Here is a 26,180-nt window from a genome sequence, read left to right as displayed (position 1 = left end):
AGTTGCTGCCCATCATCCTTTATCCACGAAAGGCGGTGCGGAAATGAAAAAACAAAGGGTGTTTATTCTATCTGGGTTGATTCCCGCCTTACTGCTTGTGCTGGCGTTCACCTATTACCCCTTCCTCAAAGGGATCGTTATGGCTTTCCAGGATTATAAGCTATTTGATTTGAGAAATGTCCACTTCATCGGGCTGGACAACTTTAAAAATGCCTTTAACGATCCTAAATTTTTAATGGCTATGCAGAACAGCGCCTACTGGGTGTTCTTCTCGCTTATTTTTCAATTTTTATTCGGGTTTACGCTTGCGCTTTTGCTCAAGAAGCCGTTCAAGGGGCGGGGGATTTATCAAGGCTTCGTGTTTTATTCTTGGGCGTTGTCCGGTTTCCTGATCGGGATGATTTGGAAGTGGATGTTCAACTCTCAGATCGGCGTCATTAACGACATTTTGCTCCAACTAGGCATCATCCATGAGCGAATCGGCTTTCTGTCGGACCCGAATTGGGCGATGACATCCGTCATTATCGCCAACGTATGGTATGGCGTAGCGTTCTTCGCCATCATGCTTTTGGCAGCTTTGCAATCCGTGCCTTCCGAGCTTTATGAAGCGGCGGTTATGGATGGGGCAAGCAGCTTCCGCAAGCTGTGGAATGTTACGCTGCCTTATATAATGCCGACGATCATCGCGACCACGCTGCTAAGGGCGATTTGGATTTTTAATGATCCGACGATTATATACGGATTGACGAACGGGGGACCTGCAGGCAGTACACATATTCTCTCTTCTCTGATGCTCGATAAGATCATTTATGCAGGAGATTACGGAGCGGCCTCTGCCATCGGTATCATTATGATCGTTATTTTGCTGCTCTACACGATCTTCTTCCTATCAGTCACCAAGGCGGAGAAAGCGGGGGATTTCTAATGAAGCTGCGACTATTTGGAGTGTCCAAGGTCATTTATCTGGCCATCTATTTGCTGGTCATGGTTTTCCCGCTGTATTGGATCGTCATCACATCGCTCAAGCCGCAGAAGGATATATTCTCATTTCCGCTGAAATATTGGCCTGAACGATTTACGCTGGACAATTACATTCATATTTTCAAAATATCAAAGTTCCACATTTACATCGGCAACAGCTTGCTAGTAGCCATTACTTCGGCGGTAATCGTACTCGTTATCGCTACATTAAGCGCATATGTGCTCGCCCGCTTTAAGTTTCGGGGACATAGGCAAATCATGCTCGCATTCTTTGCAACGCAAATGCTTCCCGGCTTTGTTGCCCTGGCACCGCTGTATTTGATGATGAGCAATATGGGGTTAATCAATAACCGGATTTCGCTCGTTCTTATGTACACCGTTGGCCTCATCCCTTTCTCGACCATCATGCTGCGCGGTTTCTTCGAACGGATCCCGTCGAGTCTGGAAGAAGCAGCGATGATAGACGGATGCTCGAGGTGGACGGCATTGGTGAGAATCATAATTCCGGTCATGCTGCCGGGGATCGCTTCGACATTTATATTCGCTTTCGTTCAAAACTGGAATGAGCTGTTTCTGGCGGTCATGTTCATCGATAACGACGCGCTTAAGACACTGCCGGTAGCGATGAACTCATTTATCCTGAAATTTGACGTGGATTGGGGCGCGATGTCGGCTGGAGCGGTATTATCGATCATTCCAACAATTTTATTATTTGCTTTCGCACAACGATTCATTGTGGAAGGTTTGACGCAAGGAGCGGAAAAAGGATGAGCAAACTAGAGAATAAGTTCACCAAAGCAGCTTATGATCCGCTGGATGCCAGACATCATGGCGCTATACATGTACCGATTTATCAGAACAGCCTGTTTGCCTTTCCGAGCTACGAACAGTTCGACGAAGCGATGAAAGCGCAGCAAAGCCATCACATCTACTCGCGCGGGAACAATCCGACGGTTCAATATTTGGAGATGAAACTGGCGGATTTGGAAGAAGCCGAGTCCGCCAAATGTTTTGCTTCGGGAATGGCTGCCATTTCCTCGGCGATTATGTCCGTCGTCTCACAAGGCGATCATGTCGTCTGCGTTAATCAGGCGTACGGCCCGACAAAGGAGTTTCTACGCTCTTATATGAGCCGGTTCGGTGTGGAAACCTCGTTTATCGACGGTAGATCGAATGAAGAGTGGCGCAGTGCCGTGCGTCCCAATACGAAGCTGTTCTATTTGGAAAGTCCTACGACGATGTATTTTGAGCTGCAGGACCTAAAGCAATGCGCGGAGCTGGCCCATAGCATAGGCGCCGTTACGATCATCGACAATACTTGGGCGACACCATGCTTTCAAAACCCGACAACCATGGGAATTGATCTGGTGGTGCATTCCATCACTAAATATATCGGAGGGCACAGCGATTGTATCGGCGGCGTCGTGCTGGGCTCGAAGGAGCTTGTAGATCGGATTGCGAATAATGAGTATATGCTGCTTGGCGGCATTATGACTCCGCAAACGGCGGCGCTCGTAGCGAAAGGCCTTCGGACGCTGCCGCTGCGCATGCAGCGGCATGAAGAGAGCGGACTTTATGTGGCTGAGCATATCGCAAAGCTAAGCTTTGTCTCCCGCGTCAACCATCCGGGCTTGCCCTCCCACCCGCAGTATGAGCTGGGGCAGCGCCAGATGTCGGGGTCCGGGAGCTTGTTCTCCTTTCTGTCGAATGAGCCTGCCGAACGAATGAAGGAATGGGCAAACCGGCTGAAGTATTTCAAAATCGGTGTAAGCTGGGGCGGATTTGAAAGCCTGGTAACGGTTAATCGCCATATGAGTGACGAGGAAGCCGGAGATGCGCCGGTCGCGATCGTCAGATTGTATGTCGGCATAGAAGATCCGCGGGAGCTCGTTGCGGATATCGAACAGGCTTGGGAGCAAGTGAAAGGATAGAAACAGTATAGGCTCACTCTAGCATCAACAGCGGCTTTTTTGAGGTAGCTATAGTTGAATATCATAATGGGATGAGCAGGCACTGCGGTGGCCTGCTCATTTTATTAAGCAAACGGGCAGAGGTGTGTAAATGTTTTTTGCGTGCACAATGGAACAAATCTATGTTAATATACGTCTGATTGAAAGGGGCTTATGAGAGATTTGGAGGCGTAGTGCATTTTAACGGCGAAATTAAACCCTAAAAGGCTTATAGGACAACGCTTTTTTAAAAATAAGGTTATGCCTTTTTGTACATGGTTATAATGATTTTATCATTATAAATCTTTTAAATATATAAATCTTATAAGAATACTAGGATAAAAGGGTTGACACAGAACCACCTGCGTTATAATATTCATGTAGTCAACATGTCCATACATTACAGACAAGAATAGCGAGGGGTAATAACATGAAGAGATTAAGCACACTAACACTATTGATAGTTCTTACCGTATTGCTTCTGGCAGCTTGCGGCGCCAAAAAAGACAATAGCAATGGGGGCACTCAGGAGCCAGCGGTAAGCCCAACTGCGGAGGCAGCACCGGGGCAAGCGGCTTGGGATGCGATTAAAGCGAGCGGCAAGCTCCGTATCGGTACGGAGGGCACATACGCGCCATTTACATTTCATGATGAGTCAGGCAAGCTCACCGGCTTCGATGTCGAGATCGCAGAAGAGATTACTAAGCGGCTTGGCTTGAAGGCTGAATTCATTGAAACTTCGTGGGATTCCATTATCGCTGGCCTTGATGCTGAGCGCTTTGATACTATTTTCAACCAAGTGGGCATTACGGATGAACGGAAAGAGAAATATGATTTCTCTGATGATTATATCGTTTCCAAAGCAGTATTGATCGTTGCTGAAGATAACACGGATATTAAAACGTTCGCGGACCTGAAAGGCAAAAAAGCAGGACAATCGTTAACAAGCAACCTCGCTGATATTGCTCGCGAGAATGGGGCAGAGATTGTAACGACGGATGGTTTCAACCAAGCGATCGATCTGCTTGCTTCGGGGCGTATCGATGCTACCGTAAATGACGGAATTTCTTTCTTGGATTTAAAGAAACAAAAGCCTGACCTGCCGCTTAAAATTGTTGCTGAAGCACCGGATGCAGCCAAGAACGCCGCTCTTTTCAGAAAAGGAAATGAAGCTTTGATTGAGGCGGTAAACGGCGCGCTTGCTGAGATGAAGAGCGATGGTACTTACTTAAAAATCTCCGAGAAATATTTTGGAGCAGACGTCTCCAAATAATGAATGCTGCCATGCTGACTAACAGCCCACAGGCGTAAAGGATGCTTATAATATGACTGATCGTCAAATAGAGATTCTTATAGATTCACTGCTGCCCCTGCTTAAAGCAGGGGTACTTTTTACGATTCCGCTAGCTTTAGTTTCATTTACTCTTGGTCTCATTTTAGCTGTTGCTACTGCTCTTGCAAGACTATCCACCATAAGAGTACTACGGCTTGTTGCACGCTTCTATGTATGGATCATTCGCGGAACACCGCTGCTTGTCCAATTGTTTATTATCTTCTATGGTCTTCCTTACGTGGGAATTATATTAGATCCGTTTACTGCATCTGTCATCGGCTTCACGCTTAGCGTAGGCGCCTACGGCTCCGAGATCGTACGTGCAGCGATTCAGTCGATCCAGAAAGGCCAATGGGAGGCAGCATATTCACTAGGTATGACGAGGTGGCAGGCGCTTCGGCGAGTCATTTTACCGCAGGCGGCTCGCGTGTCGATTCCGCCTCTGGGCAGCTCGTTCATTAGTCTAGTAAAGGATACGTCTCTGGCAGCTACTATTACTTATGTGGAGATGTTCCGTGTAGCGCAACAAATTAACGCAGCTAAGTACGAGCCTCTTCTGATTTATTGCGCCGCTGGGGCCATCTATCTTTTGTTCTGCTCTGTACTGTCGTGGCTGCAGAATGTTACCGAGAAACGATTGGCGCGGTATTCCGCAAGCTAAGGGAGAGAGTATAGATGATCGAAATTCGCAATTTGCATAAATCCTTCGGATCATTGGAAGTTCTGAAGGGAATTGATATGACGTTGGAGAGGGGCAAAGTGCTCGCGATAATAGGCCCCTCAGGTTCCGGCAAGACGACGCTGCTTCGATGCTTCAATCTTCTAGAAGTGCCTGATCGAGGCATATTAACGGTCGGTAAGCAAACGTTGGATTTTGAGGCGGGGAAGAAAGTTCGGGAGAAGGAAGCCGTAGCCCTACGCAAGCAAACGGGTATGGTGTTCCAGTCGTTTAACCTTTTTCCGCATAAAACAGCTATTGAGAATATTATGGAAGCGCAAGTGACTGTGCAGAAGAAGAGCAAGTCAGACTCTCGGCAACGCGCCGCAGAGCTGCTGGCTAAGGTTGGCTTGGCCGATAAGGCGGAGTTTTACCCGCATCAATTGTCAGGCGGACAACAACAGCGGATTGGCATTGCCAGAGCAATGGCTACTGATCCCGAGGTGCTGCTGTTCGATGAGCCGACATCGGCGCTGGATCCTGAATTGGTTGGCGAGGTGCTCAAGGTTATTAAGCAGCTTGCTGCGGACGGGATGACGATGATAATCGTCACTCACGAGATGAAGTTCGCAGCGGATGTAGCAGATCGCGTCATTCTTATGGTTGACGGAGTTATTATTGAAGAAGGGCCGCCGGAGAAAGTTTTGGAAAATCCTCAGAGCGCACGTGCCATTCAATTTTTAAATCGATTAGCGAGTTATGAAATCTAGTAGAAGAACATACGATGGAGGGGATGCTGCCGAGCTGGCAGCATCCCCTTTTTAACGGTTGATATTGTAAAGATGGTTTCCTCAATCTGAATCGGAATGATCTTAAAAAAAAACAGAAACACTGACATACCCTTGTCAGTAACGGTTGCTTATAATCGTAATAGAAACCAGTACTAAAATGATCTTAGGAGGAAATTGAATATGAGCAAATTACAAACATTACGAGGATTTGCGACTATCAGTTATTGGGCGGATGATATGGAGGCGGCAAAGGCGTGGTATTCAGAGCTGCTTGGCAGTGCCCCTTACTTTGAACGCTCAGGACCAGATGGTCAACTAGTCTATGCCGAGTTTCGCCTTGGTGACTACCAGCACGAACTGGGTCTGATCGATCGCCGTTTTGCTCCTCCGCGTGGAACGGCTGGCCCCGGTGGTGCCATCATGTATTGGCATGTTGATGATATAGAAGCTGCACTTAGCAATTTGAAGGCCATGGGAGCGGAAGAGTACGAACCGCTCGTACATCGTGGGGAGGGATTCATCACGGCTTCCGTCACTGATCCATTTGGTAACGTGCTGGGTATTATGTACAATTCCCACTATTTAGAGATACTGAATTCCAGAATTCAAGGGTGAGTAATAGATTAAATAGTACAAGTTTACACTCAACAAGAATTGCGAAAATGGCTAAATGATAATCAAAATACTGAAGATTATTGTTGGTTAATAAAGAAAAAGAGGGAAACTTAATGATTATTCGAGTTTTGGTTGAGCAAGATGCTAGATTGTATCAGGATCTGCGATTAAATGCCCTGAAAAACAATCCTGAGGCTTTTGGCTCAACGTATGAGAGAGAAGAAAAATTTTCACTGGAGACTGTAATAGAGCGAATAAAACCTACCAAAGACAAGTTTGTTCTTGGGGCTTTTGATGATAATAGTTCGCTCGTTGGAATCGTTGGATTTGTTCGGGAGAATGGTCTAAAAACTTCTCATAAAGGTAATGTTTTTGGGATGTATGTAGCACCTGAAGGAAGAGGGCAAGGGGTAGGGAAATCCCTAATGCTTGAACTAGGTAGGAAGGCAAAAGTATGTGATGGACTAGAGCAAATAAACTTAGCAGTCATTTCTGAAAACCACGCTGCAAAAAAACTTTACACCTCCATAGGGTTTAAGGTATACGGTGTGGAACAAAACGCCTTAAAGTATAAAGGGCAGTATTTTGATGAGGATTATATGGTTCTAAAAATTCAATGAAGAACTCTAGACAAACGATGAAGGAGCTGCCGAGGCAGCTCCTTTTTACAGTGCGCCCAGCGTGGGCGCTATCTCTAGGGTTCAAGTCCCGAATGGTGAAGGCAGTAGTAGCCATAGCTCAAGGCAAGGGTGTCCACCGTGAGGTGGAATCTGAAGGAAGCCGGCGGCAAATCTCCGGTCTGAGGAACACGAACTTCATATTAGGCTAATGTACGTTGGATGAGGTTGCTGTACAAACCAAAGTCCTTACTGCCGAAGGCGTACGAGAGTAAATGAAGCAGATAGATGGAGAGGAAGATAGCGTTCTTACCTGGGGAGATCTGTACGGAACGCGAAGTAACTTCGTAATCCTGCTTGTGAAAGTAGGCTGAACGTACAGAAGTCAGCAGAGGTCATAGTACGGAAGCTGTTGCAACAGCTCCCGGAAGGGCTGAACATGAAATAGGTATTTGTACATCAAGGCGTTCAGGATGAGTGATGAAAGCAGAAAATCCGAAAGGACCTGACCGAGGAAGGAAGCGGTGAATTCCGCGCGAGAGCTTCGACAGGGCAGAATTCATTTCTGGTACAAGAGGAAGGTACGAATCACGTAAGGAGTTGTAGAAATGCTGGAGCAGTTACTGTCGCGGGGGAACCTTTTAGAAGCATTAAAACGTGTGGAAGCAAATAAAGGAAGCCACGGCGTAGATGGAATGTCGGTAAAATCATTACGCGGACACATCGTACAAAACTGGATGATGATACGCAAAGAGATAGAAGAAGGAACCTACCAGCCTAGCCCCGTACGTCGGGTCGAAATCCCGAAACCAAATGGCGGAGGCGTCAGAATGTTAGGTATACCTACCGTCACAGACCGAATGCTCCAGCAAGCAATCGCACAGGTGTTAACACCATTGTTTGATCCACAATTTTCCGAACATAGCTATGGGTTTCGGCCTAAAAGGCGCGGACATGATGCCGTGAGGAAAGCAAGAGAATTCATTAAAGAAGGATATGGAGTCGTTGTCGATCTGGATTTGGAGAAATTCTTTGACCGTGTTAACCATGATCGCCTTATGTTAAAGATTTCGGAGAGAGTGAAGGATAAGAAAGTCCTCCTGCTTATCCGCAAGTACCTGCAATCGGGCGTGATGGAGGACGGTTTGGTTAAACCGACGAATGAAGGGGCGCCACAAGGCGGACCTCTCAGTCCGTTATTATCCAATATCGTCCTAGATGAGTTGGACAAAGAATTGGAGAAACGTGGACATCGCTTCGTCCGCTATGCGGACGATTGCAACATCTACGTAAAGACCCAAAGAGCAGGCGAACGAGTTAAAGCATCCGTTTCCCAATTCATCGAGAGAAGACTAAAGCTAAAGGTAAACCAAGCGAAGAGCGCGGTAGATCAACCATGGAAGCGAAAGTTTCTAGGATTTAGTTTCAGTATGAGGAAAGGGCTGCTTAAGATAAGGATTGCAAAACAACCCTTACAGAAAGCAGAAGCCAGGATTCGGGAGATAACCTCTCGATGAAGGGCGATGAAGATGGAAGAGCGAATCAAAGAGCTGAACCAATACCTAATTGGTTGGTGCGGATACTTCTCGCTGGCAGACACGCCAAGTGTCTTTCTGAATATGGACAAATGGATTCGAAGAAGGCTAAGAATGTGTCTTTGGAAGCAATGGAAGAAACCGAAAACCAAAGTCAAACGGCTTATATCATTAGGCATGCCTAATGATAAAGCCTTTGAATGGGGAAATACCCGAAAAGGGTACTGGCGAGTTGCAGGAAGTCCGATATTGAGCAGGGCACTCAATAATCGCTATTGGGAATCCCATGGATTGAAAAGCTTAGCGGACAGATATAACTCGATACGGAATATTTCATGAACCGCCGTATACCGAACGGTACGTACGGTGGTGTGAGAGGACGGGGGCTAGCCGCCTCCTCCTACTCGATACTTCACAAAATATAGGTTATTGTACAAATGTACTGCTGGGCGTTGGGCTAACGGGAAGGATAACGCAGTGATAGTGATTGTTAATTTCCATTGTACTGAGAACGTATGTTTGGTAAAATTATACACAAACTGAGTTGTTGGGGGGCTGCCAATGGATATCGCCTTTGAGTTAATTGAAAGTATGTTGGTTAAGTTTAGGTCGGAAAAAAAATGGACTCTTCAAGCACTTGAACAATTGTCCGAAGAAGACATTACTTCATCCCCAACAGTGGAAAGTAACAGTATTGCAAATTTAGTTGCACACATTAGAGGTGCGGTACACTCTCGAATTGAAACAATCCTCTTAGATATTCCCGACACAAGAGATAGAGAGAAGGAATTTGAAAAAGGTCTAGAAATGTCAAAGGAACAAGCCATAATAATGACCAGGGATGCTTTTGATATTATTATTAAATATCTTGAACGTCTCAAATCAAGCCCGGAGTTATTGATGTCACAACCCTTTCTTAATTTACCGCCTCTTACATATAGCCAAGTAAATAACGAGACGACAGCTCTTAATCTTATGATAGCGATGGTGAGAGAAGTCCATTATCATACAGGGCAGATTATCTATGCAGCAAAAATCAGAAAGGGTCAGCTTGTGTGGCAATACGAAGTAAATATGGGAGGTTTTTGAGATGGAAAGAAAAAACACTTTTAATGAAATTGCAAGGGAATACGATAAGTACAGACCTAGTTATCCGGAACAGTTGTTTACTGACATCTTGGAGTTCACGGCTATCAAGGAAGGCGATTCCATACTTGAAATCGGCAGTGGCACAGGTCTGGCAACGATAGGTTTCGTAGATTTAGGGTTTGATAATGTGACTTGTATTGAATTAGGTCAAAATTTAGCGGAACTTACTCGTGAAAAATTTAAAAACAGACCCAATGTTAACATAATCAATTCCCCATTTGAAACGTGGCAGAGTGAAAAGAGTAACTTTGACCTGGCTATATCCGGTACAGCTTTTCATTTTATTCAGCCACAAGAAGTTGGCTATCGCAAGGTCTTCGACCTGCTCGGCGAGGAAGGCTCTATAGCATTCTTTTGGACCGTCCATATCCCGTCTTTTGATGATGTCTCTAATCGAATTCGGGAAAGTTATAAGAGATATGCACCTCAACTAGATGATTCAAAAAATCCAACCATTGAACAAATTATTGATGAAAGGTCAGTTTTAACACTAAAGGATGGGTTATTTAAGGAATTAAAAGTAAAGCAATACATTTGTAATCACATCTATACAGCTAATGAATATATCTCTTTATTAAACACTAATTCCAGACATAGACTAATTTCCGAACATGTGCGATTTGAATTGTTTGGGGAAATTAAAGAAGCGATTGAAGAACATGGTGGAAATCTTATTAAACCTCAAGCTGTTGTACTGTTTCATGCCAAAAAAAATCTAAAGTAAGCGATTTTTTTCGCTCTAGCTGCCTATTTCCACTTATACAGCGTCGTATCAGATAGTCAGTTATCCCTTGCGATCTGACTTACGGACTCATTGTTGGGCGGTATAATTCGTTGCATTAGGGTACGACAACTATTCTGACACAGGGGCTACCACAAAAGTCCTGAAGATACTGTCGAAATAAGTATGTCGAAGATAATAAACAAGATATTTGAAAATGACACGAGGCCGAGTGACAACTACAACTGAAATCGCGGATATGTCGCAATTCCGTAGCAAATGTTCCGAATAATGGAGTTATAATAGGGGTTATTTCCGATTTTTTTTCCTCCTTTGATTTTGTCGATAAGTATTTTTTTGTTACACCAGCTTATGACATGCTTCGTAACGATCATCTGGTACTATTTTTTGAGTTACTCTTTTTGGCTTAGGAGAGTATACAACACCAATAGAGGAGATGATCCGTATAACACAGAAGAAATGTATTGCTATGTTACTTGCAGGTGGGGAAGGAAAGCGGCTTGCTCCGCTAACCCAGAAGCTCGCTAAGCCGGCGGTGCCATTCGGTGGCCAATATCGTATTATTGATTTTCCGCTCAGCAATTGTTTGAATTCAGGAATCGACACGATTGGGGTATTGACCCAGTACAAGGCGGAGACCTTGCATACGCATATTAAAGACGGTGGATTTTGTTTGAATGACAAAGAAACCGAAATTACGCTTCTTGATGCCAGTCGTCAGGCTAATGGCCTCTATACGGGAACGGCTGATGCTATCTACAAAAATTTGGATTACATACAGCGGAATAATCCGGAGCACGTACTATTGCTCTCTGGGGATCATATTTATAAGATGGATTATAACGCTATGATTCAGTTCCATGAGGAAAGCGGAGCAGAAGCTACGATCTCGGTAAAGCAGGTTCCGTGGAAAGACGCACATCAATTCGGCATTATGAATGTAGACGATTCGTATAAAGTAACTAACTTTATCGAAAAGCCATCCCAGCCTGAAAGCAATCTTGCTTCAATGGGCATTTACATATTCCGATGGTCGTTCCTAAAGCGTTATTTGCTCCAGGATGCTGAGAATGAGCTTTCTTCTCATGACTTCGGAAAGGACCTCATCCCTCAGATGCTGTCGGCAGGGTCGAATGTGTATGCTTATCCTTTCCAGGGATACTGGCGTGATGTGGGCACGGTGGAGAGCCTTTGGGAGGCACATATGGAGGTGCTCGGCGGTGAGATCGTTCTTGATGACGGAAAATGGCCGATGTACACAAATAAGCGTCTTCAACCATCGTCAACAAATCTCTACAAGGCTGCAGAATCTCATAAGTCGTTGATTAATCCTGATAGTATAATTGAAGGAGAGTTAGTAAGATCGGTCGTATTTAGCGGTGTACATATCGGGCCAGGATGCGAAATCCGGGAAAGCATCATTATGCCGGACGTCAAAATCGGACGCAATGTCCAAATCTATAAAGCTATTCTTGGCGAAGGAAGTGTGATAGAAGACGGGGCAGTTATAGGTAATCCAAACGGAGAAATTACCGTGATCGGAAAGGACGAATTCATATCAGCCGACTCTTCTGCTGTTCTTGACATTATTATTGCTTAAATGGGTTGGTGAAAAAAGTTTATCCGTCTATAAAAGCTTGAACATGAGAGAATCATGTTCTAACTCAGGCTGTCGAGGAACCTCGACAGCCATTTTTTCGTCCATTGTTACGCCTGGCAATGTTCATGATTCAATGCTTAACAACGACTAAATGAACTCATTTTTGGAATGCTCTAGTTTCCGATAGGCGCGCGGTGAGAGGCCTGACAGCATTTTAAATACTTTTCCAAAGTGTGAAAAGTTCTCAAATCCGCAGTGTTCTGACACCTGAGTTACACTCCAGTCCGTTTCTCGCAGGAGGAGTTCGGCCTCTTTTACCCGGGTGATGTTGATGTACTGGGTAAAACCGAAGCCGGTGACTTCCTTGAAGACGCGGCACAGGTGGCCCTTGCTAATAAAAAACTGCTTGGCAAGCATGTCCAGATGAAGAGGCTCCTTGTAATGCAGATTTATGTGTCGGATAATATCCGTTACCTTCCGCTGGATCGGAGTAAGCTCAACATCCGGCAGAGCCTTGCGTTTCAGAATATGGCGAGCTGTGAACAGCAGCAATTCAATAGCCATGTTCCGGATGTGCAGTTGATACCCTGGAGGGCGTTCACTTAGTTCGCCTAGCAGAGAGCCAAGGAGCTCTTCCACATGCATCCGTTCTTTAAGGTTCAGCCTGACGAGCGGTTGGGCTTCGGCGAATGGGGCAAGCAGTAGATCCCTATCCTCCTGCGAATATTCCTTAAAGAATGATTGAGCAAAATGTAAAACGATCCGTTCATGATTGGGTTCGCTCCGCTCGGACGTTTTGTGAACGGCGTTAGAGTCGATGAGCACCATATCACCCGCGTGGACATGATAGAAGGAGTCTGTGATAAAGTAGTTCCTTTCCCCGCGAAACAGATAATAAATTTCATACGCCATATGGTAGTGGGTTTGATTCATTGAATAATGGCCGATTCTCCGGTCGAATTCGATCCACAACGGATCGCTTATTGAGCCTAAGCTAAGCTTGCCAGGGAGTGATTGAACGGTCATGGAGGGCTCCTTTCTCATAAACTTCGAACACCTATTATATCAATATATACGGTGTTTAAGGTATATTTGTGCATAAATGCGGAGAAATCATTCCTATTTTCATGATAATCTTGGAGCAAGAGAATCATTTTTGTCACAGAATAATGAAACTATAAGTTTCATCGTGCAGAGTATACGGAGGAATAAATATGCGAAAATTTGAATACGACGAAAGCGAAGTGAAAGAGCTTATAGACCGGGTAGTCCGCAAAACAATGAATATGGATTTCACTTGGAACTGGTCCTGCGGAGTGGCTTATTACGGGATTTGCAAAGCGTGGGAAGTGACGGGAAATCAAGAGTACATCGATTTTCTGGTCAAATGGGTGGACGAGTACCTGGAGCTTGGGCTGCCGCCTATGATGGTCAACGCTTGTGCCATGGGGCATACGATGCTGACCCTGCATGAAGCCACAGGCGACTCCAAGTACCTTGATTTGGCGCTTTTGAAAGCCGAATATTTGCGAAAAGACGCCATCCGATTCGGAGAAGGCGTGTTCCAGCATACGGTATCCTCTGAAAATGACTTTCCTGAGCAAGCTTGGGCGGATACGTTGTTTATGGCCGCCTATTTCCTGCTGCGGCTTGGATTTAAGCTTGACAAAAAGGAATACATCGACGATGCACTCAATCAATTTTACTGGCATGAAGAATACCTACAGGACACGAAGACGAATTTGTTCTATCACGCATGGGATAATGTCAAGCAAGATCATTTGTCCGCTATTTACTGGGGCAGAGCCAATGCATGGGCCGCGTATACGATGGCGCAGGCCTATAAAATGCTGAATCCCTTTATGCCTATGTGGATGCAGATTGGAGGGGCTCTCGGTGATCAATTAAGCGCTCTGGTCAGGCTGCAATCACCGAACGGACTGTGGCGTACGGTCTTGAATGATGAAACTTCCTATGAAGAAACCTCAGCTTCCGCCGGTATTGCTGCTTCACTGGTATCTTATGCACATCCGCTGCATCAGAATTATATGGCCAAAGCTTATGAAGGCATCTTAGCTAACAACGATGAAGACGGTTCAGCCGGAATGTATCCGCAGGTACGGCGGTGATGTATTCTGCAGATGACTACAAGGTGATTTCCAAGAAGAGAGTACAAGGATGGGGTCAAGGATTGACTTTGGCTTTTCTGGTAGCTCTTCTTCAAAATAAGGAAGTTGTCAGTAAAATATAAGTAGGCGACTACGGCTGTTGCTACAAGCAAGCGGCCAAAAAATAATCAACAACGGATGGAGGCATCAATCGATGCCTCCATTTTTCAACCTGCATTTCATGCGCTTCAAATTGAAGAACGATTGAAAGGGGATATCGGTATGAGTATGAAAACGCTGAAGGATAGAGGTCTCGTTATCGATCCGCGAACCAGAGCTTATCTCGAGCCTACGCGTCTTCTGTGGACCACAAATTCTGGAGCAGACTCTGAGGTGATCAATCCGGAAGGACTGCTTTGCTCGAACGGCGGCCAGGTGACGAAAGAAGCGCCAAACGCATGCATTCTTAGCCATAAAGGGGAAGCGCCGGGCATACTGCTGGACTTCGGAATGGAGCTGCATGGAGGTATTAGAATATCGGTTGTTGAAGGACGCTTCCCGTCGAGGAACGTTAGGGTACGTGTCCGATTAGGCGAATCCGCCATGGAAGCGATGAGTGATCTGGGAGGTCTGAGCAATGCGACCAATGACCATGTGGCACGCGACAGTATCGTGGACGTCGGACTCCTCGGGACAACCGAGTTCGGTACGACGGGATTTCGTTTTGCGCGGATCGATCTATTAGATGAAGGCACGCTTGAGCTGCAGAGCGTACAAGCCGTGTTCCTGTACCGGGATATCGAGTACAAGGGTAGTTTTAGAAGCAGCGATTCGCTGCTGAATCAGATATGGGAGACGGGCGCCTATACGGTTCATCTGAATATGCAGGATTACCTGTGGGACGGGATCAAGCGTGACCGGATGGTATGGACTGGCGACATGCATCCCGAAGTCGCCACAATCAGCGCCGTTTTTGGCGAACACGAGATTGTGCCGTCCAGTCTGGATTTCAAGAGAGATCGTTCCCCGTTGCCCATGTTTATGGACATGCCGACCTACTCGATTTGGTGGCTGCTCGTTCAACATGATTGGTACATGCAGCACGGTAACGAGGGGTATTTGCAGGAACAACGCACATACTTGACGGGGCTGCTTCGTGAGTTGGCGGTAAAAGTAATGCCGGATGGAACGATCGATGTGTATCGACCGTTCTTGGATTGGCCGGCATCATCCAATCCGGCCGGCGTTACGGCCGGTGTTCATGCGCTTTTTGTGCTTGCGATGCAGGCAGGCGCGCGGCTCTGCCGGCTGCTCGGCGAGGATGAGATTGTCAAGCTCTGCGAGTCTCTCGAACGTCGGCTGCGCGAAATTGCGCCTCATCATGCTTTCAGCAAGCAAGCAGCAGCGCTGCAAGGGCTTGCCGGACTGTTGGATCTTTCTGAATCGAACCGCGAGGTCATTGCACCGAACGCCCCGAAAGGCTATTCGACATTTTATGGCTACTATATGCTCCGTGCCCGGGCGGAAGCCGGCGACATCGCCGGTTGCTTAGACAGTATCCGAGCTTATTGGGGAGGCATGTTGGAGCTCGGTGCGACGACGTTCTGGGAAGACTTCGACATCGCTTGGATGGACAATGCATCACGAATCGATGAACTGACGCCACCTGGGAAAATCGATGTGCACGGTACATATGGCGGTTATTGCTACAAGGGATATCGCCATAGTTTATGCCACGGTTGGGCATCCGGCCCTACCGCTTGGCTGTCGGAGTACGTGCTCGGCATTACTCCGGTGGAGCCGGGCTTTCGCAAGGTGAGGATCAAGCCGAATTTACATGATTTGAATTGGGTTGAGGGTAAGTACCCGACGCCGCACGGCATCATTCATGTCAGGCACGAGCGGGAGAAAGACGGAAGCGTACGAACGGAATATCAGGTACCGTCAGGGGTTCAGGTAATCGATTAAAAGCTTAATGGATTCAAATATAACTTTTCTTTTCAAAAAATGGAACTTCCTTTATGGAGTTTCATTTTTTTTGCGTAATCGAGCAATAAATTTGCGGTTACCAAACGAAGCCGATCTATTATAATGAAGGTTATGCCTTCGATCCGTTGCTAGACTTGACAACGTAGACTGCTCCGAATTTTTTAACAAGTGAAACTAAACATTTCTAACCTGTATTAATGATAATATGATAGGCACTTGACGCTGCCATTTCATCAGAGTCGTTTTATTAATCCTATATTTCTTCGCTGCGGCCAGAAAACCAATTTTCCCGCTTGATACTTCTTCGAGAATAATGAGTTTCTCCTAAGCATTATATTTTCCTCTAGACATGAAAAAAGCTCCTCTCACAGTAGCAGGTTTTATTATTTCACCTGTCTACTGTAAATGGGAGCATATCAAGTCCTAGACTGCCGCTGGTTTATTAAACTAACGTCTCCCGTTTAGTTCAATACGGTCGATTGTTCATTTATTCCTTGATTGTCTCGTCACTTTTGTATTCTAAAATATCTCCAGGCTGACAATCTAAAGCCTTACAAATCGCCTCTAAAGTGGATAATCGAATCGCTTTTGCCTTTCCGTTTTTCAATATAGAAAGATTAGCCATCGTGATTCCAACCCTGTCCGAAAGCTCTGTTACGCTCATTTTTCTTTTAGCCAACATCACATCAATATTGATTATTATCGCCATGTTATTCACCTCAGACTATTAAGTCATTTTCTGATTTTATATCAATAGCCTCTTTTAAAAGCCTTTGGAGAACGGCAGCAAAAACGGCAATCACCACGGAGGCAAAAATCAAGACCAGTCCGATCACTATGAAACCTGGGGCATCGTCTTTCTCCGCTATGAGATAGAAGAGCGGCATGCCTAACACAAATAAGCTGCTGATTGTGATTGCATAGTGTTTTATATTCTTTAAAGCTCGTACAGATAATTCTGAGAAAGCTTCGTTCTTGTCAATATAGCTCAAAAGTTTAAAAGCTTGATACAGAGCAAAGTAAAAAGGGATCGCCGCTGCATAGAAATCAATAAAAAAGAGATATTTCAAATAAGCACTATCTGGATACAATTCTGCTGCAAAGTTCCCTATCTCAGGCACCACAAATATGCACAAAGCAAGAACTGGGATTCCAATAAGAATAACAGATATCTTTAAAAAGAGTGTCGTTCCACGTTTCATAAAAAGCACCTCACTTGTTATTGTTGAATTGACTTTAACACAAAATTTATCGTTTTACAATATTTTTTGATTGTTATGCAATGCATTATTATTGTCTTGTACATGCAACAGGGAGAAGGAAGTCGTGATCGGCCGCTTTAGGCTAGGAGATTGCGAAGGAGCTAGGGATTTCGCGGAGTTATGTGTCGCGGGTTGAGAAAAGAGCGCTGATGAAGCTTATCATGAGTTTTTAAGGTGAAGAAAAAAAGAGAATTGAACATAGATAGATCTAAGCTTCAGGCTGTCGAGACATTACATCAGCCTGCAAACCACTTCTTAGGAAGTGGTTTTTTATTTTTAGTGGAGGTCGAAGACCGGAAATATCCATGTATGAAATTTTATCCTTAAAATTATGATTGATTTGCGCAGCGTATATATGTATTATTTAGATTAAGCGCTTTACCTATTGTTTTATTATAAGTTATTCTTGTTAAGTAAGCGGTGACATAAAAAGCGCTTAACCTAGTAATCGAGGAGGATACTATGAGTACAATCCGGTTAACAATGGCACAGGCCTTATTGAAATTTCTCGATCAACAGTACATTTCCATTGATGGTGTAAAGACGAAGTTCGTAGCAGGGGTAATGGGCATTTTCGGCCACGGAAACGTGACGGGAATCGGCGAAGCTTTGGAAAGAAGCCCGGGCAACCTAGTTTTCGTGCAAGGCAAAAATGAACAAGGAATGGCGCACGCGGCGACCGCGTATGCCAAGCAATTGAACCGCACAAGTATCTACGCTTGTACGACATCGATTGGTCCCGGGGCTTTGAATATGGTAACCGCAGCCGGAACGGCGACGGTTAACCGTATCCCGCTGCTGCTTCTTCCGGGAGACAATTTTGCATCCAGACAGCCTGATCCAGTGCTTCAGCAATTGGAAGCCGGACATGATTATACGATTTCGGCGACTGACTGCTTCAAGCCGGTAAGCAAGTATTGGGATCGCATCGTGCGTCCTGAGCAATTAATGAGCGCTGCGCTTCAAGCGATGCGGGTGTTGACGGATCCGGCAGATACCGGAACGGTGACGCTTGCCTTACCACAGGATGTGCAGGCGGAAGCTTATGATTACCCGGTATCCTTCTTTGAGAAGCGGGTACATGTCGTGGATCGCCAGCAGCCTTCGACTGATGCGGTAAAACGAGCGGTCGAGCTCGTTGCCACGAAGCGCAAACCGCTTATCGTAGCAGGTGGAGGCGTTCAATATTCCTTCGCGACGGAGGCACTAGCTGCATTCGCCGAAAAATTCGGCATTCCAGTCGCCGAGACGCAAGCGGGCAAAGGCTCTTTGCCTTGGAATCATCCGTTGAACGTCGGGGGCATTGGCGTAACCGGCGGATTGGCTGCAAACAAGCTGGCCAAAGAAGCAGATCTGATCATTGGCGTAGGGACGCGGTACTCCGATTTTACGACGTCCTCCAAGTCAGCCTTCCCACATCAGGATGTCCAATTTCTGAATATTAACATCAACCGCATGGATGCGGCAAAGCTGGAAGGCACGGCATTGGCAGGGGATGCGAAGGAAGCTATCCGTATGTTGGCGGAAGGGCTTGCGGAAGCGGGATATGCATCCGGCTATAAAGACGGCGAGATTGCTGATGTCAATATGGAGTGGAATGCTGAAATTGACCGGCTGTATACGTTGGAGCGGGAAGATGGCTTTGCCCAAACACAGGCACTCGGCGTCATCAATGAAACGATTGATGAAGATGCCGTAATCGTCTGCGCAGCAGGCAGCCTGCCGGGCGATCTTCAACGGTTGTGGCGGGTTGGCTCGCCGGGTGGCTATCACATGGAGTACGGATTCTCCTGTATGGGATATGAGGTGAGCGGCGCGTTTGGCGCTGCGCTGGCTGAGCCCGAACGGGAAGTTTATGCCCTCGTAGGAGATGGAAGCTATTTGATGCTTCACTCAGAGCTGGTGACGAGCTTGCAGGAAGGAAGAAAACTGACGGTATTGTTGTTCGATAATCACGGCTATCAATGCATCCATAATCTGCAGCGCGGCCATGGCAGCGACGGCTTTGGCAATGAATTTCGCTATCGCGAGTCTGATACTGGCCGTTATACCGGCCAACCACTGCCAATCGACTTTGCGGCTCATGCCCGCAGTCTGGGTCTTGCTTCGTACAAAGCGTCTAATGCGGAGGAACTACGCCAAGCGCTGAAGCGAGCGAAGGCGGAAACGCGCACGACGCTAATCGAAATTCCCGTTCTAGCCGGAACAAATACGGACGGCTATGAATCGTGGTGGAACGTTGGTGTCCCGGCCGTATCGGAGAGTACGAAGGTCGTTGCTGCGCATGACGAAATGAACAAAAAACTGGCACAGGCAAAAGCCTACTAGGAGGCGAAAAAGATGGCGTTGTTTCCTTTTCAATTAGGAATTCATCCGATCAATTGGGTCGGCGAAGACGTAAAGGAGCATGGCGAGCATACGACTTACGAACAAATTATGGACGACATTCAAGCACTCGGCTTGACCGGTACGGAGATGGGCAGAAAGTTTCCGACCAATATCGAATTGCTTAAGCAGGAGCTTTCGAAACGAAACATTCAGCTCGTCTCTCAATGGAAATCGGTGCTGTTCTCCGATCCCGCTTACCGTGAATCGGAGCTGGAAGCTTTCCGCAAGCATGCCGAGTTTTTGCAGCAGATGGGAAGTAAGGTCATCAGTACCTGCGAAGTTGGAGGATCGCTGCATTTTGATCCCCGTCGTACACCGAACGAGACCGAAGTGATCCGTCTGGACGAAGCCGGCTGGGAGAGCTTGGCCGAAGGCTTAAATGCCGCTGGTAAAATCGCGCTGGAATACGGGTTGAAGCTGGCGTACCACCATCATGGCGGAACAGCGGTCGAAAGTCCGGAGGAAATCGACAAGCTGATGGCATTGACCGATCCAGAAGCCGTGTTCCTGCTGTTTGATTCAGGCCATGCGTTGTACGGCGGTGCGGAGCCAGCAGAGCTGCTGCGCAAGCATTATGACCGAGTCGCTTATATTCATCTGAAGGATGTGCGCGTAAATCGGCTTAAGGAAGCGAAAGCGTTGGGTGTCGATTTTGTCACATGCATCCGCAACGGCGTGTTTACCGTTCCAGGAGACGGGAATATAGATTTCCGTCCGATCTTGAATGAGCTTCTTGATCGGAAATACGACGGCTGGGCTTTGCTAGAGGGAGAGCAGGATCCGGGCGAGCATCCAGCACGCGAGTATGCGGCTAGAGCTATCGAGTACCTTGGCTCCTTAAAAGGTGAGAAGGAGAGTGAGTAAGTTGTCTACCATTTCTTTCCCTTCCGATAGGAAGTTTGATTTTACGGCAATTGGCCGTCTATGCATCGATCTCAATGCCAACGAGATTAACCGACCGATGGAGCAGACAATGACGTTTACGAAATACGTAGGCGGTTCACCGGCGAATATCGCAATCGGGATGAGCCGGCTGGGCAACAAAACGGCGTTCATCGGCAAAATCGCGGACGATCAGATGGGCAGATTTATCCGAAATTATCTCGACAATGAGGGTATCGACACAAGCAGTGTCGTGACTGACAAGACAGGGGCCGTTACGGGCCTTGCTTTTACCGAGATCAAAAGCCCGTCGGAATGCAGCATCCTCATGTACCGGGATAACGCTGCCGATTTGCTGCTGAATCCGCTGGAAGTGAGTGAGTCGCTCATCGCGGACAGCAAAGCGCTGCTCGTTTCCGGTACGGCGCTGGCGGCAAGTCCTTCACGAGAGGCAGTGCTTCTGGCACTGGATTATGCCCGCAAGCACGGCACCACCGTCATTTTCGATATCGATTTCCGCCCTTATTCCTGGGTGTCTCCCGAAGAAACAGCCGTATATTACAACTTGGCGGCGGAAAAAAGCGACATTATCGTTGGAACGCGTGAAGAGTTTGACAGCATGGAGCGGTTCGAGCAAAACGTGGAACACAGCGACCGGTTCACCGCTTCCAAATGGTTCAACCATTTCGCTAAAATCGTCATTATCAAGCACGGCAAAGAAGGTTCGATCGCCTATACGACGGACGGTTTGGAGCATCGAGCGAAATCGTACCCGGCCAAAGTCGTCAAAACCTTCGGGGCAGGAGATTCCTACGCGGCTGGCTTCATTTACGGAGTCATGTCGGGATTGACGCTTGAGAAGAGCATGGAGTTCGGAAGTGCAGCGGCATGTATCGTCATCTCCAGTCATAGCTGCTCGGATGCGATGCCAACGGTAGAACAAGTCAAGGATTACATCGAACGCTGCAATCGTGGTGAAATTACTGCAAGTTAGGTTTCCGGATTCATACCTTACAAACTTACAACTTGAAGAAACGAGGGATTAACATGACGACTACTCTTAAAAACTGGATTGGCGGACAATGGGTCGAGGCCTCTGCCGAACAGTACGACAATGTATATAATCCTGCAACTGAGGAAATTTTAGCGCAAGTTCCGCTCTCTTCCGAAGCAGACGTGGACGCGGCCGTTCAAACGGCAAGAAATGCATTCGATACCTGGAGCAGGACGCCGGTTCCAAAACGTGCCCGCGTATTGTTTAAATACCAACAGCTGCTTGTTGACCATTGGGAAGAGCTTGCGCGCCTCATTACGACAGAGAATGGTAAAAGCTATGCCGAAGCGCACGGTGAAGTGCTTCGCGGCATCGAATGCGTCGAATTCGCAGCAGGCGCACCGGCGCTTATGATGGGCAAGCAGCTGCCAGATATCGCAACAAATTTGGAATCCGGGATGTTCCGCTATCCGATCGGCGTCGTTGGAGGCATCTCGCCATTCAACTTTCCGATGATGGTTCCTTGCTGGATGTTTCCGCTCGCGATTGCTTGCGGCAACACCTTCGTCTTGAAGCCTTCGGAGCGTACGCCGCTGCTGGCTAACCGCCTTGCCGAGCTATTCCACGATGCGGGATTGCCTGCTGGCGTGCTCAATGTCGTCCACGGGGCGCATGATGTGGTTAACGGTATTTTGAAGCATCCGAACGTTCAGGCTATTTCTTTCGTCGGCTCACAACCGGTTGCCGAATATGTATACAAAACGGGCACTTCTTACGGCAAACGCGTTCAAGCGCTAGCCGGCGCCAAAAACCATTCTATCGTAATGCCAGACGCGGATCTTAAGCTCACGGTTAAAGAAATCGTCAGCGCGGCATTTGGTTCGGCGGGTGAGCGCTGCATGGCCTGCGCCGTGGTCATTGCAGTCGGCGAAGTTGGCGATGAGCTGGTACGAAGATTGTCCGAAGCAGCGGACAACATTACGATCGGCAACGGACTGGAAGAAGGAACGTTCCTGGGTCCTGTTATTCGCAAGCCGCATAAGGAAAGAACGATCGGCTATATCGAGTCTGGCGAGACCGAAGGCGGCTTGCTCGTGCGTGATGGCCGCAAAGACGCTGCCGTTGAAAATACCGGTTATTTTGTAGGACCGACTATTTTCGATCAAGTTAGCTGCGAGATGAAAATTTGGAAAGATGAGATCTTCGCTCCCGTCCTCTCCGTCATGAGAGCAGAAACGCTGGAAGAGGCGATTGCTATCGCAAACCGTTCGGAATTCGCAAACGGCGCTTGCCTGTTCACAAGCAATGGCAGCAGCGTACGGCAGTTCCGCGAGACGATTGATGCAGGCATGCTTGGCGTTAACCTGGGCGTACCTGCTCCAATGGCATTTTTCCCGTTCTCGGGCTGGAAAAAATCGTTCTACGGCGACCTTCATGCCAACGGCACGGACGGCGTAGAGTTCTATACCCGCAAAAAAATGGTAACCGCTCGCTGGTAATCGCAGCATTATTTGCATCCGGCACGCGAAGCGATCGAGGCTGCTGTCCGCGACAAAATGCGGCTATTCAGCAGCTCGGAACAATAGAAAGGCGGACGAGTATGAAGAAAATCAAAATCGGTATTATCGGAGCAGGTCGAATCGGCAAAATCCATGCCGACAATTTAAGAAGACACCCGCAAGCGGAAATCGTTGCGATCAGCGATCTGTTTGGCGGTCCAGAGCTGGCAAAGTGGGCGCTGGAAAGAGGTATTCCCATCGTTACGAACGACAGCGACGAGCTGCTGGCGAATCCGGATATAGACGCCGTTTTCATTTGCTCTTCAACGGATACGCATGTTCCGCTCATTAAGCGTGCGGCGCAGCATGGCAAGCATATTTTTTGCGAAAAACCGGTTAGCATGGACATCAGGCAGACGGAGGAAGCGCTGGAAGAGGTTCGCAAGGCAGGAGTCCAGCTCCAAGTAGGCTTCAACCGCCGTTTCGATCATAATTTCAAGCGGATCCGCGAGCATGTACAAGCTGGAGCTATCGGCGAAACGCATCTGATCAAGATTACTTCCCGAGATCCCGAACCTCCGCAGGAAGCTTACATTAAAGTGTCGGGCGGCATCTTCATGGATATGATGATCCATGATTTCGACATGGCTCGCTTCCTCTCGGGTAGCGAGGTAGAAGAAGTATACGCACAAGGCAGCGTGCTTATTGATCCGGTATTCGGCAAACACGGCGACGTCGATACCGCGATTGTAACGCTCCGTTTCGCAAACGGCGCGCTTGGCGTTATTGATTGCAGCCGCAAAGCGGTTTATGGTTATGACCAACGGGCTGAAGTATTTGGGTCGAAGGGCTCCGTAGCAGCAACGAACGATCATCCTAATACGGCCGTGCTCAGCACGGAAGAAGGTGTCATCAGTGAAAAGCCGCTTCATTTCTTCCTGGAGCGCTACAATTCGGCTTATATCGAAGAGACCGAGCAGTTTATCAATGTTTTGCTTCAAGGCGGGGATGTTTCGGTCAGCGGAGCAGATGCCTGCCAGGCAGAGAGAATCGCGTTGGCTGCAAAGCTGTCGCTGCGCGACAACCGCAGCGTGAAGCTGTCGGAGCTTAAGGAATTGAAAGCGGAGGTGTGATCGAATGAGCAAACTGATTGTGAGACCGGAGTGTCAACCTTCGGGACTTACTCCTATAATTTCGATTACTCCGGAATCGGCAGGCTGGAGTTATGTCGGTTTCGAAGTTTACCAATTGAATCCGGGGGAAAAGTTAAGCCGAGTAACCGCGGACAACGAAGTATGCTTGGTGCTGCTCAGCGGATTGGCTAACGTGACGACGGATAAATCCTCATGGATGAATATCGGTCAAAGAATGAACGTCTTCGAGCAGACGCCGCCTTATTCTGTCTACGTTCCGAATGACGACAAGTACGAGGTTGAGGCGCTTACGAAAGTGGAGCTGGCTGTATGTGAAGCACCTGGCAAAGGCAATCATCCTGCGCGCCTGATCGCGCCGGGAGACGTCGGCGTCGAAGAAAGGGGAGCGGGAACAACGCAGCGGTTTATTCACAATATTTTGCCCGAGCAAGAGCCTGCTGACACCCTGCTTGTCGTGGAAGTGTTTACGCCGGAAGGACATTGGTCCAGCTATCCGCCCCACAAGCATGATCGCGACGCGCTTCCCGAGGAGTCGCTGCTGGAGGAAACTTATTATTACCATGTGAAGCCTGAGCAGGGCTTCGCCATCCAACGCGTCTATACGGATGATCGCTCGCTGAATGAGACTTTGGCGGTCGCAGACGGCGAAGCAGTGCTTGTTCCGCAAGGGTATCATCCCGTTTCGGCGCCTCCGGGCTATCAGGTCTACTATCTCAACGTTATGGCGGGGCCGAACCGTAACTGGAAGTTCCATAACGATCCGGATCATGCATGGATTGCGACAAGGCAGCAGCCGTAATCTTCTTTTTGTTTGCAAATTGTTTGCAATTCGAACGGATAAATCGGATAATATCCGGGTAAGGGGGGCTTTTTGCCTGTCCTTAACATCCGACGATAATGAGGTTGGGTATGAAATCGACCACGATATATGATATTGCCAAGGAGGCGGGCGTTTCCATCGCGACCGTCTCCAACACCATAAACGGCAAGGGAAAAGTAAGCAAAAAAAAGCGCGATGAAATATTTAAGGTAATGGAACGTCTGCAGTACCAACCGAGCGTGATCGCTTCGGCCTTGATGGGCAAGAAGACGTACACAATCGGGCTGCTCATTCCCGATGTATCCAACCCCTTTTTCTCAGAGATTGCCCGTTCTGTAGAGGATTTGGCTCATTCCGAAGGGTATAGCGTCATCGTCTGCAGTACGGACAACAAAGATGACAGGGTAGAGAAATATATTCGGCTTTTGGAGCAAAAAAGCGTAGACGGCATTTTGATAGGGACCGGCGTGGAAAATACAGAAATTTTGAGTCAGCTAGCGGAAAAATCGCTGTCTATCGTCATGATCGCAAGGGAAGCCGTCGCGATGCCGGTTCACAGCGTGCTGACGGACGACTTCAAGGGCGGGACACTTGCCGCAGAGCATTTGCTTGGCAGAGGCCACCGCCAGATAGCGGTGTTGTCTGAAAATTTCAAGGTAACCAGCAGCTTCGAGCGGATCCGCGGTTTTCGATTCGCGTTGTTCGAGGCGGGAATTGCCCTAGACGAAGCGGGCATTATTTCGTGCGATTCCAGCATTAGAGATGGAAAACGGGCGGCCGCGGCACTAATTCAAGGGGAAAACCGTCCATCGGCGATATTTTGCTGTAACGATTTGCTAGCGATCGGTGCATTGCAAGCCGCCAAGGAAGCAGGGGTACGAGTACCCGAGCAGCTGTCGATTATCGGCTTTGATGATACGATTCTCTCTACCGTGACGAATCCGGAGCTTACGACGATCGCCCAGCCGATGGACCAAATGGTTAAGCTGGCATTCGATTTACTGATCCGCAGCGTGGAGAATACGGATGAAATCAAGCAAAGGATCGTTATGCAGCCGAAGCTGATTGTCAGGGAATCGACAAGCACGCCGGCAAACTAATCGGAGTAAAGGTT

22 protein-coding genes and 3 pseudogenes are annotated in these 26,180 nt (G+C 47.6%); 22 read left to right on the top strand and 3 right to left on the bottom strand.

Annotation, left to right across the window (positions count from 1 at the left end):
* Positions 1-43: 43 nt before the first annotated feature.
* The 12 genes and pseudogenes from AC1DLI_RS18105 to AC1DLI_RS18050 all read left to right on the top strand — a co-directional run bounded on the left by AC1DLI_RS18105 (position 44) and on the right by AC1DLI_RS18050 (position 11,970).
* Positions 44-925 (top strand): carbohydrate ABC transporter permease, encoded by an 882-nt coding sequence (locus tag AC1DLI_RS18105; RefSeq protein WP_477604896.1) that lies wholly within the window; start codon positions 44-46, stop codon positions 923-925.
* Positions 925-1,752, top strand: coding sequence for a carbohydrate ABC transporter permease (locus AC1DLI_RS18100; protein WP_477604894.1), 828 nt, complete (start codon positions 925-927; stop codon positions 1,750-1,752). The genes AC1DLI_RS18105 and AC1DLI_RS18100 overlap by 1 nt, the downstream gene beginning before the upstream one ends.
* Positions 1,749-2,912, top strand: a complete 1,164-nt coding sequence (locus tag AC1DLI_RS18095; RefSeq protein ID WP_477604892.1) for a trans-sulfuration enzyme family protein — start codon at positions 1,749-1,751, stop codon at positions 2,910-2,912. Before AC1DLI_RS18100 ends, AC1DLI_RS18095 begins: the two co-directional genes overlap by 4 nt.
* Before the next feature lie 448 nt (positions 2,913-3,360).
* Complete coding sequence (locus AC1DLI_RS18090; protein ID WP_477604890.1) at positions 3,361-4,203, top strand: amino acid ABC transporter substrate-binding protein; 843 nt, start codon at positions 3,361-3,363, stop codon at positions 4,201-4,203.
* Positions 4,204-4,255: 52 nt separating this feature from the next.
* Positions 4,256-4,924 carry an amino acid ABC transporter permease gene (locus tag AC1DLI_RS18085; RefSeq protein WP_477604888.1) on the top strand — a complete coding sequence of 223 codons (669 nt, stop codon included), beginning with the start codon at positions 4,256-4,258 and terminating at the stop codon, positions 4,922-4,924.
* A 14-nt stretch (positions 4,925-4,938) separates the two neighbouring features.
* Positions 4,939-5,691, top strand: a complete 753-nt coding sequence (locus AC1DLI_RS18080; protein WP_308995646.1) for an amino acid ABC transporter ATP-binding protein — start codon at positions 4,939-4,941, stop codon at positions 5,689-5,691.
* A 201-nt stretch (positions 5,692-5,892) separates the two neighbouring features.
* Positions 5,893-6,327 carry a VOC family protein gene (locus tag AC1DLI_RS18075; protein WP_308995647.1) on the top strand — a complete coding sequence of 145 codons (435 nt, stop codon included), beginning with the start codon at positions 5,893-5,895 and terminating at the stop codon, positions 6,325-6,327.
* Positions 6,328-6,440: 113 nt separating this feature from the next.
* A complete protein-coding gene (locus tag AC1DLI_RS18070; RefSeq protein ID WP_477604885.1) occupies positions 6,441-6,947 on the top strand; it encodes an N-acetyltransferase family protein in 507 nt (168 codons plus the stop codon).
* Between the two features lie 605 nt (positions 6,948-7,552).
* Positions 7,553-8,818 (top strand): annotated as a pseudogene (ltrA, locus tag AC1DLI_RS18065) (group II intron reverse transcriptase/maturase).
* 222 nt (positions 8,819-9,040) lie between these two features.
* Complete coding sequence (locus AC1DLI_RS18060) at positions 9,041-9,568, top strand: DUF1572 family protein (RefSeq protein ID WP_477604883.1); 528 nt, start codon at positions 9,041-9,043, stop codon at positions 9,566-9,568.
* Position 9,569: 1 nt separating this feature from the next.
* Positions 9,570-10,352, top strand: coding sequence for a class I SAM-dependent methyltransferase (locus AC1DLI_RS18055; protein WP_477604881.1), 783 nt, complete (start codon positions 9,570-9,572; stop codon positions 10,350-10,352).
* 454 nt (positions 10,353-10,806) lie between these two features.
* A complete protein-coding gene (locus AC1DLI_RS18050) occupies positions 10,807-11,970 on the top strand; it encodes a glucose-1-phosphate adenylyltransferase (RefSeq protein ID WP_477604879.1) in 1,164 nt (387 codons plus the stop codon).
* Between the two features lie 147 nt (positions 11,971-12,117).
* On the opposite strand, the gene AC1DLI_RS18045 is transcribed toward AC1DLI_RS18050, so the two are convergent.
* Entirely contained in the window at positions 12,118-13,014 is an 897-nt protein-coding gene (locus tag AC1DLI_RS18045) for a helix-turn-helix transcriptional regulator (protein ID WP_477604877.1), read from the bottom strand.
* Between the two features lie 170 nt (positions 13,015-13,184).
* Here AC1DLI_RS18045 and AC1DLI_RS18040 point away from each other — a divergent pair.
* Positions 13,185-14,221, top strand: a pseudogene (locus AC1DLI_RS18040) (glycoside hydrolase family 88/105 protein).
* Between the two features lie 139 nt (positions 14,222-14,360).
* Positions 14,361-16,046, top strand: coding sequence for an alpha-L-rhamnosidase-related protein (locus AC1DLI_RS18035; protein WP_477604875.1), 1,686 nt, complete (start codon positions 14,361-14,363; stop codon positions 16,044-16,046).
* 508 nt (positions 16,047-16,554) lie between these two features.
* Here AC1DLI_RS18035 and AC1DLI_RS18030 read toward each other — a convergent pair.
* Together AC1DLI_RS18030 and AC1DLI_RS18025 are read right to left on the bottom strand one after the other, a co-directional pair.
* Complete coding sequence (locus AC1DLI_RS18030; protein ID WP_308995655.1) at positions 16,555-16,776, bottom strand: helix-turn-helix domain-containing protein; 222 nt, start codon at positions 16,774-16,776, stop codon at positions 16,555-16,557.
* A 10-nt stretch (positions 16,777-16,786) separates the two neighbouring features.
* Positions 16,787-17,269: a DUF2975 domain-containing protein gene (locus tag AC1DLI_RS18025; protein WP_477604873.1), complete on the bottom strand. Its 483-nt coding sequence runs from the start codon at positions 17,267-17,269 to the stop codon at positions 16,787-16,789.
* Positions 17,270-17,378: 109 nt separating this feature from the next.
* Between AC1DLI_RS18025 and AC1DLI_RS18020 the strand changes: the two are divergent.
* From AC1DLI_RS18020 to AC1DLI_RS17985, 8 genes and pseudogenes are all read left to right on the top strand, one after another.
* A pseudogene (locus AC1DLI_RS18020) lies at positions 17,379-17,502 on the top strand (sigma factor-like helix-turn-helix DNA-binding protein); the annotation flags it as partial.
* A gap of 289 nt (positions 17,503-17,791) precedes the next feature.
* The gene (gene iolD, locus AC1DLI_RS18015; RefSeq protein WP_477604871.1) at positions 17,792-19,657 is read left to right on the top strand and encodes a 3D-(3,5/4)-trihydroxycyclohexane-1,2-dione acylhydrolase (decyclizing); all 1,866 of its coding nucleotides are present in this window, start codon (positions 17,792-17,794) and stop codon (positions 19,655-19,657) included.
* Positions 19,658-19,669: 12 nt separating this feature from the next.
* Positions 19,670-20,581 carry a myo-inosose-2 dehydratase gene (iolE, locus tag AC1DLI_RS18010; protein ID WP_477604869.1) on the top strand — a complete coding sequence of 304 codons (912 nt, stop codon included), beginning with the start codon at positions 19,670-19,672 and terminating at the stop codon, positions 20,579-20,581.
* 1 nt (position 20,582) lies between these two features.
* A complete protein-coding gene (gene iolC, locus AC1DLI_RS18005) occupies positions 20,583-21,593 on the top strand; it encodes a 5-dehydro-2-deoxygluconokinase (RefSeq protein ID WP_477605083.1) in 1,011 nt (336 codons plus the stop codon).
* Between the two features lie 53 nt (positions 21,594-21,646).
* Complete coding sequence (locus AC1DLI_RS18000; RefSeq protein ID WP_477604867.1) at positions 21,647-23,092, top strand: CoA-acylating methylmalonate-semialdehyde dehydrogenase; 1,446 nt, start codon at positions 21,647-21,649, stop codon at positions 23,090-23,092.
* Positions 23,093-23,193: 101 nt separating this feature from the next.
* Positions 23,194-24,225 carry an inositol 2-dehydrogenase gene (gene iolG / locus AC1DLI_RS17995; protein WP_477604865.1) on the top strand — a complete coding sequence of 344 codons (1,032 nt, stop codon included), beginning with the start codon at positions 23,194-23,196 and terminating at the stop codon, positions 24,223-24,225.
* A gap of 4 nt (positions 24,226-24,229) precedes the next feature.
* A complete protein-coding gene (gene iolB / locus AC1DLI_RS17990; RefSeq protein WP_477604863.1) occupies positions 24,230-25,045 on the top strand; it encodes a 5-deoxy-glucuronate isomerase in 816 nt (271 codons plus the stop codon).
* Between the two features lie 110 nt (positions 25,046-25,155).
* Positions 25,156-26,166: a LacI family DNA-binding transcriptional regulator gene (locus tag AC1DLI_RS17985; protein WP_477604861.1), complete on the top strand. Its 1,011-nt coding sequence runs from the start codon at positions 25,156-25,158 to the stop codon at positions 26,164-26,166.
* Positions 26,167-26,180 lie beyond the last annotated feature (14 nt).

It is taken from the genome of Paenibacillus sp. 01T443 (assembly GCF_056398325.1).
Note: the sequence above shows the minus strand (reverse complement) of the source record. Positions and strands in the feature narration are given on the sequence as shown.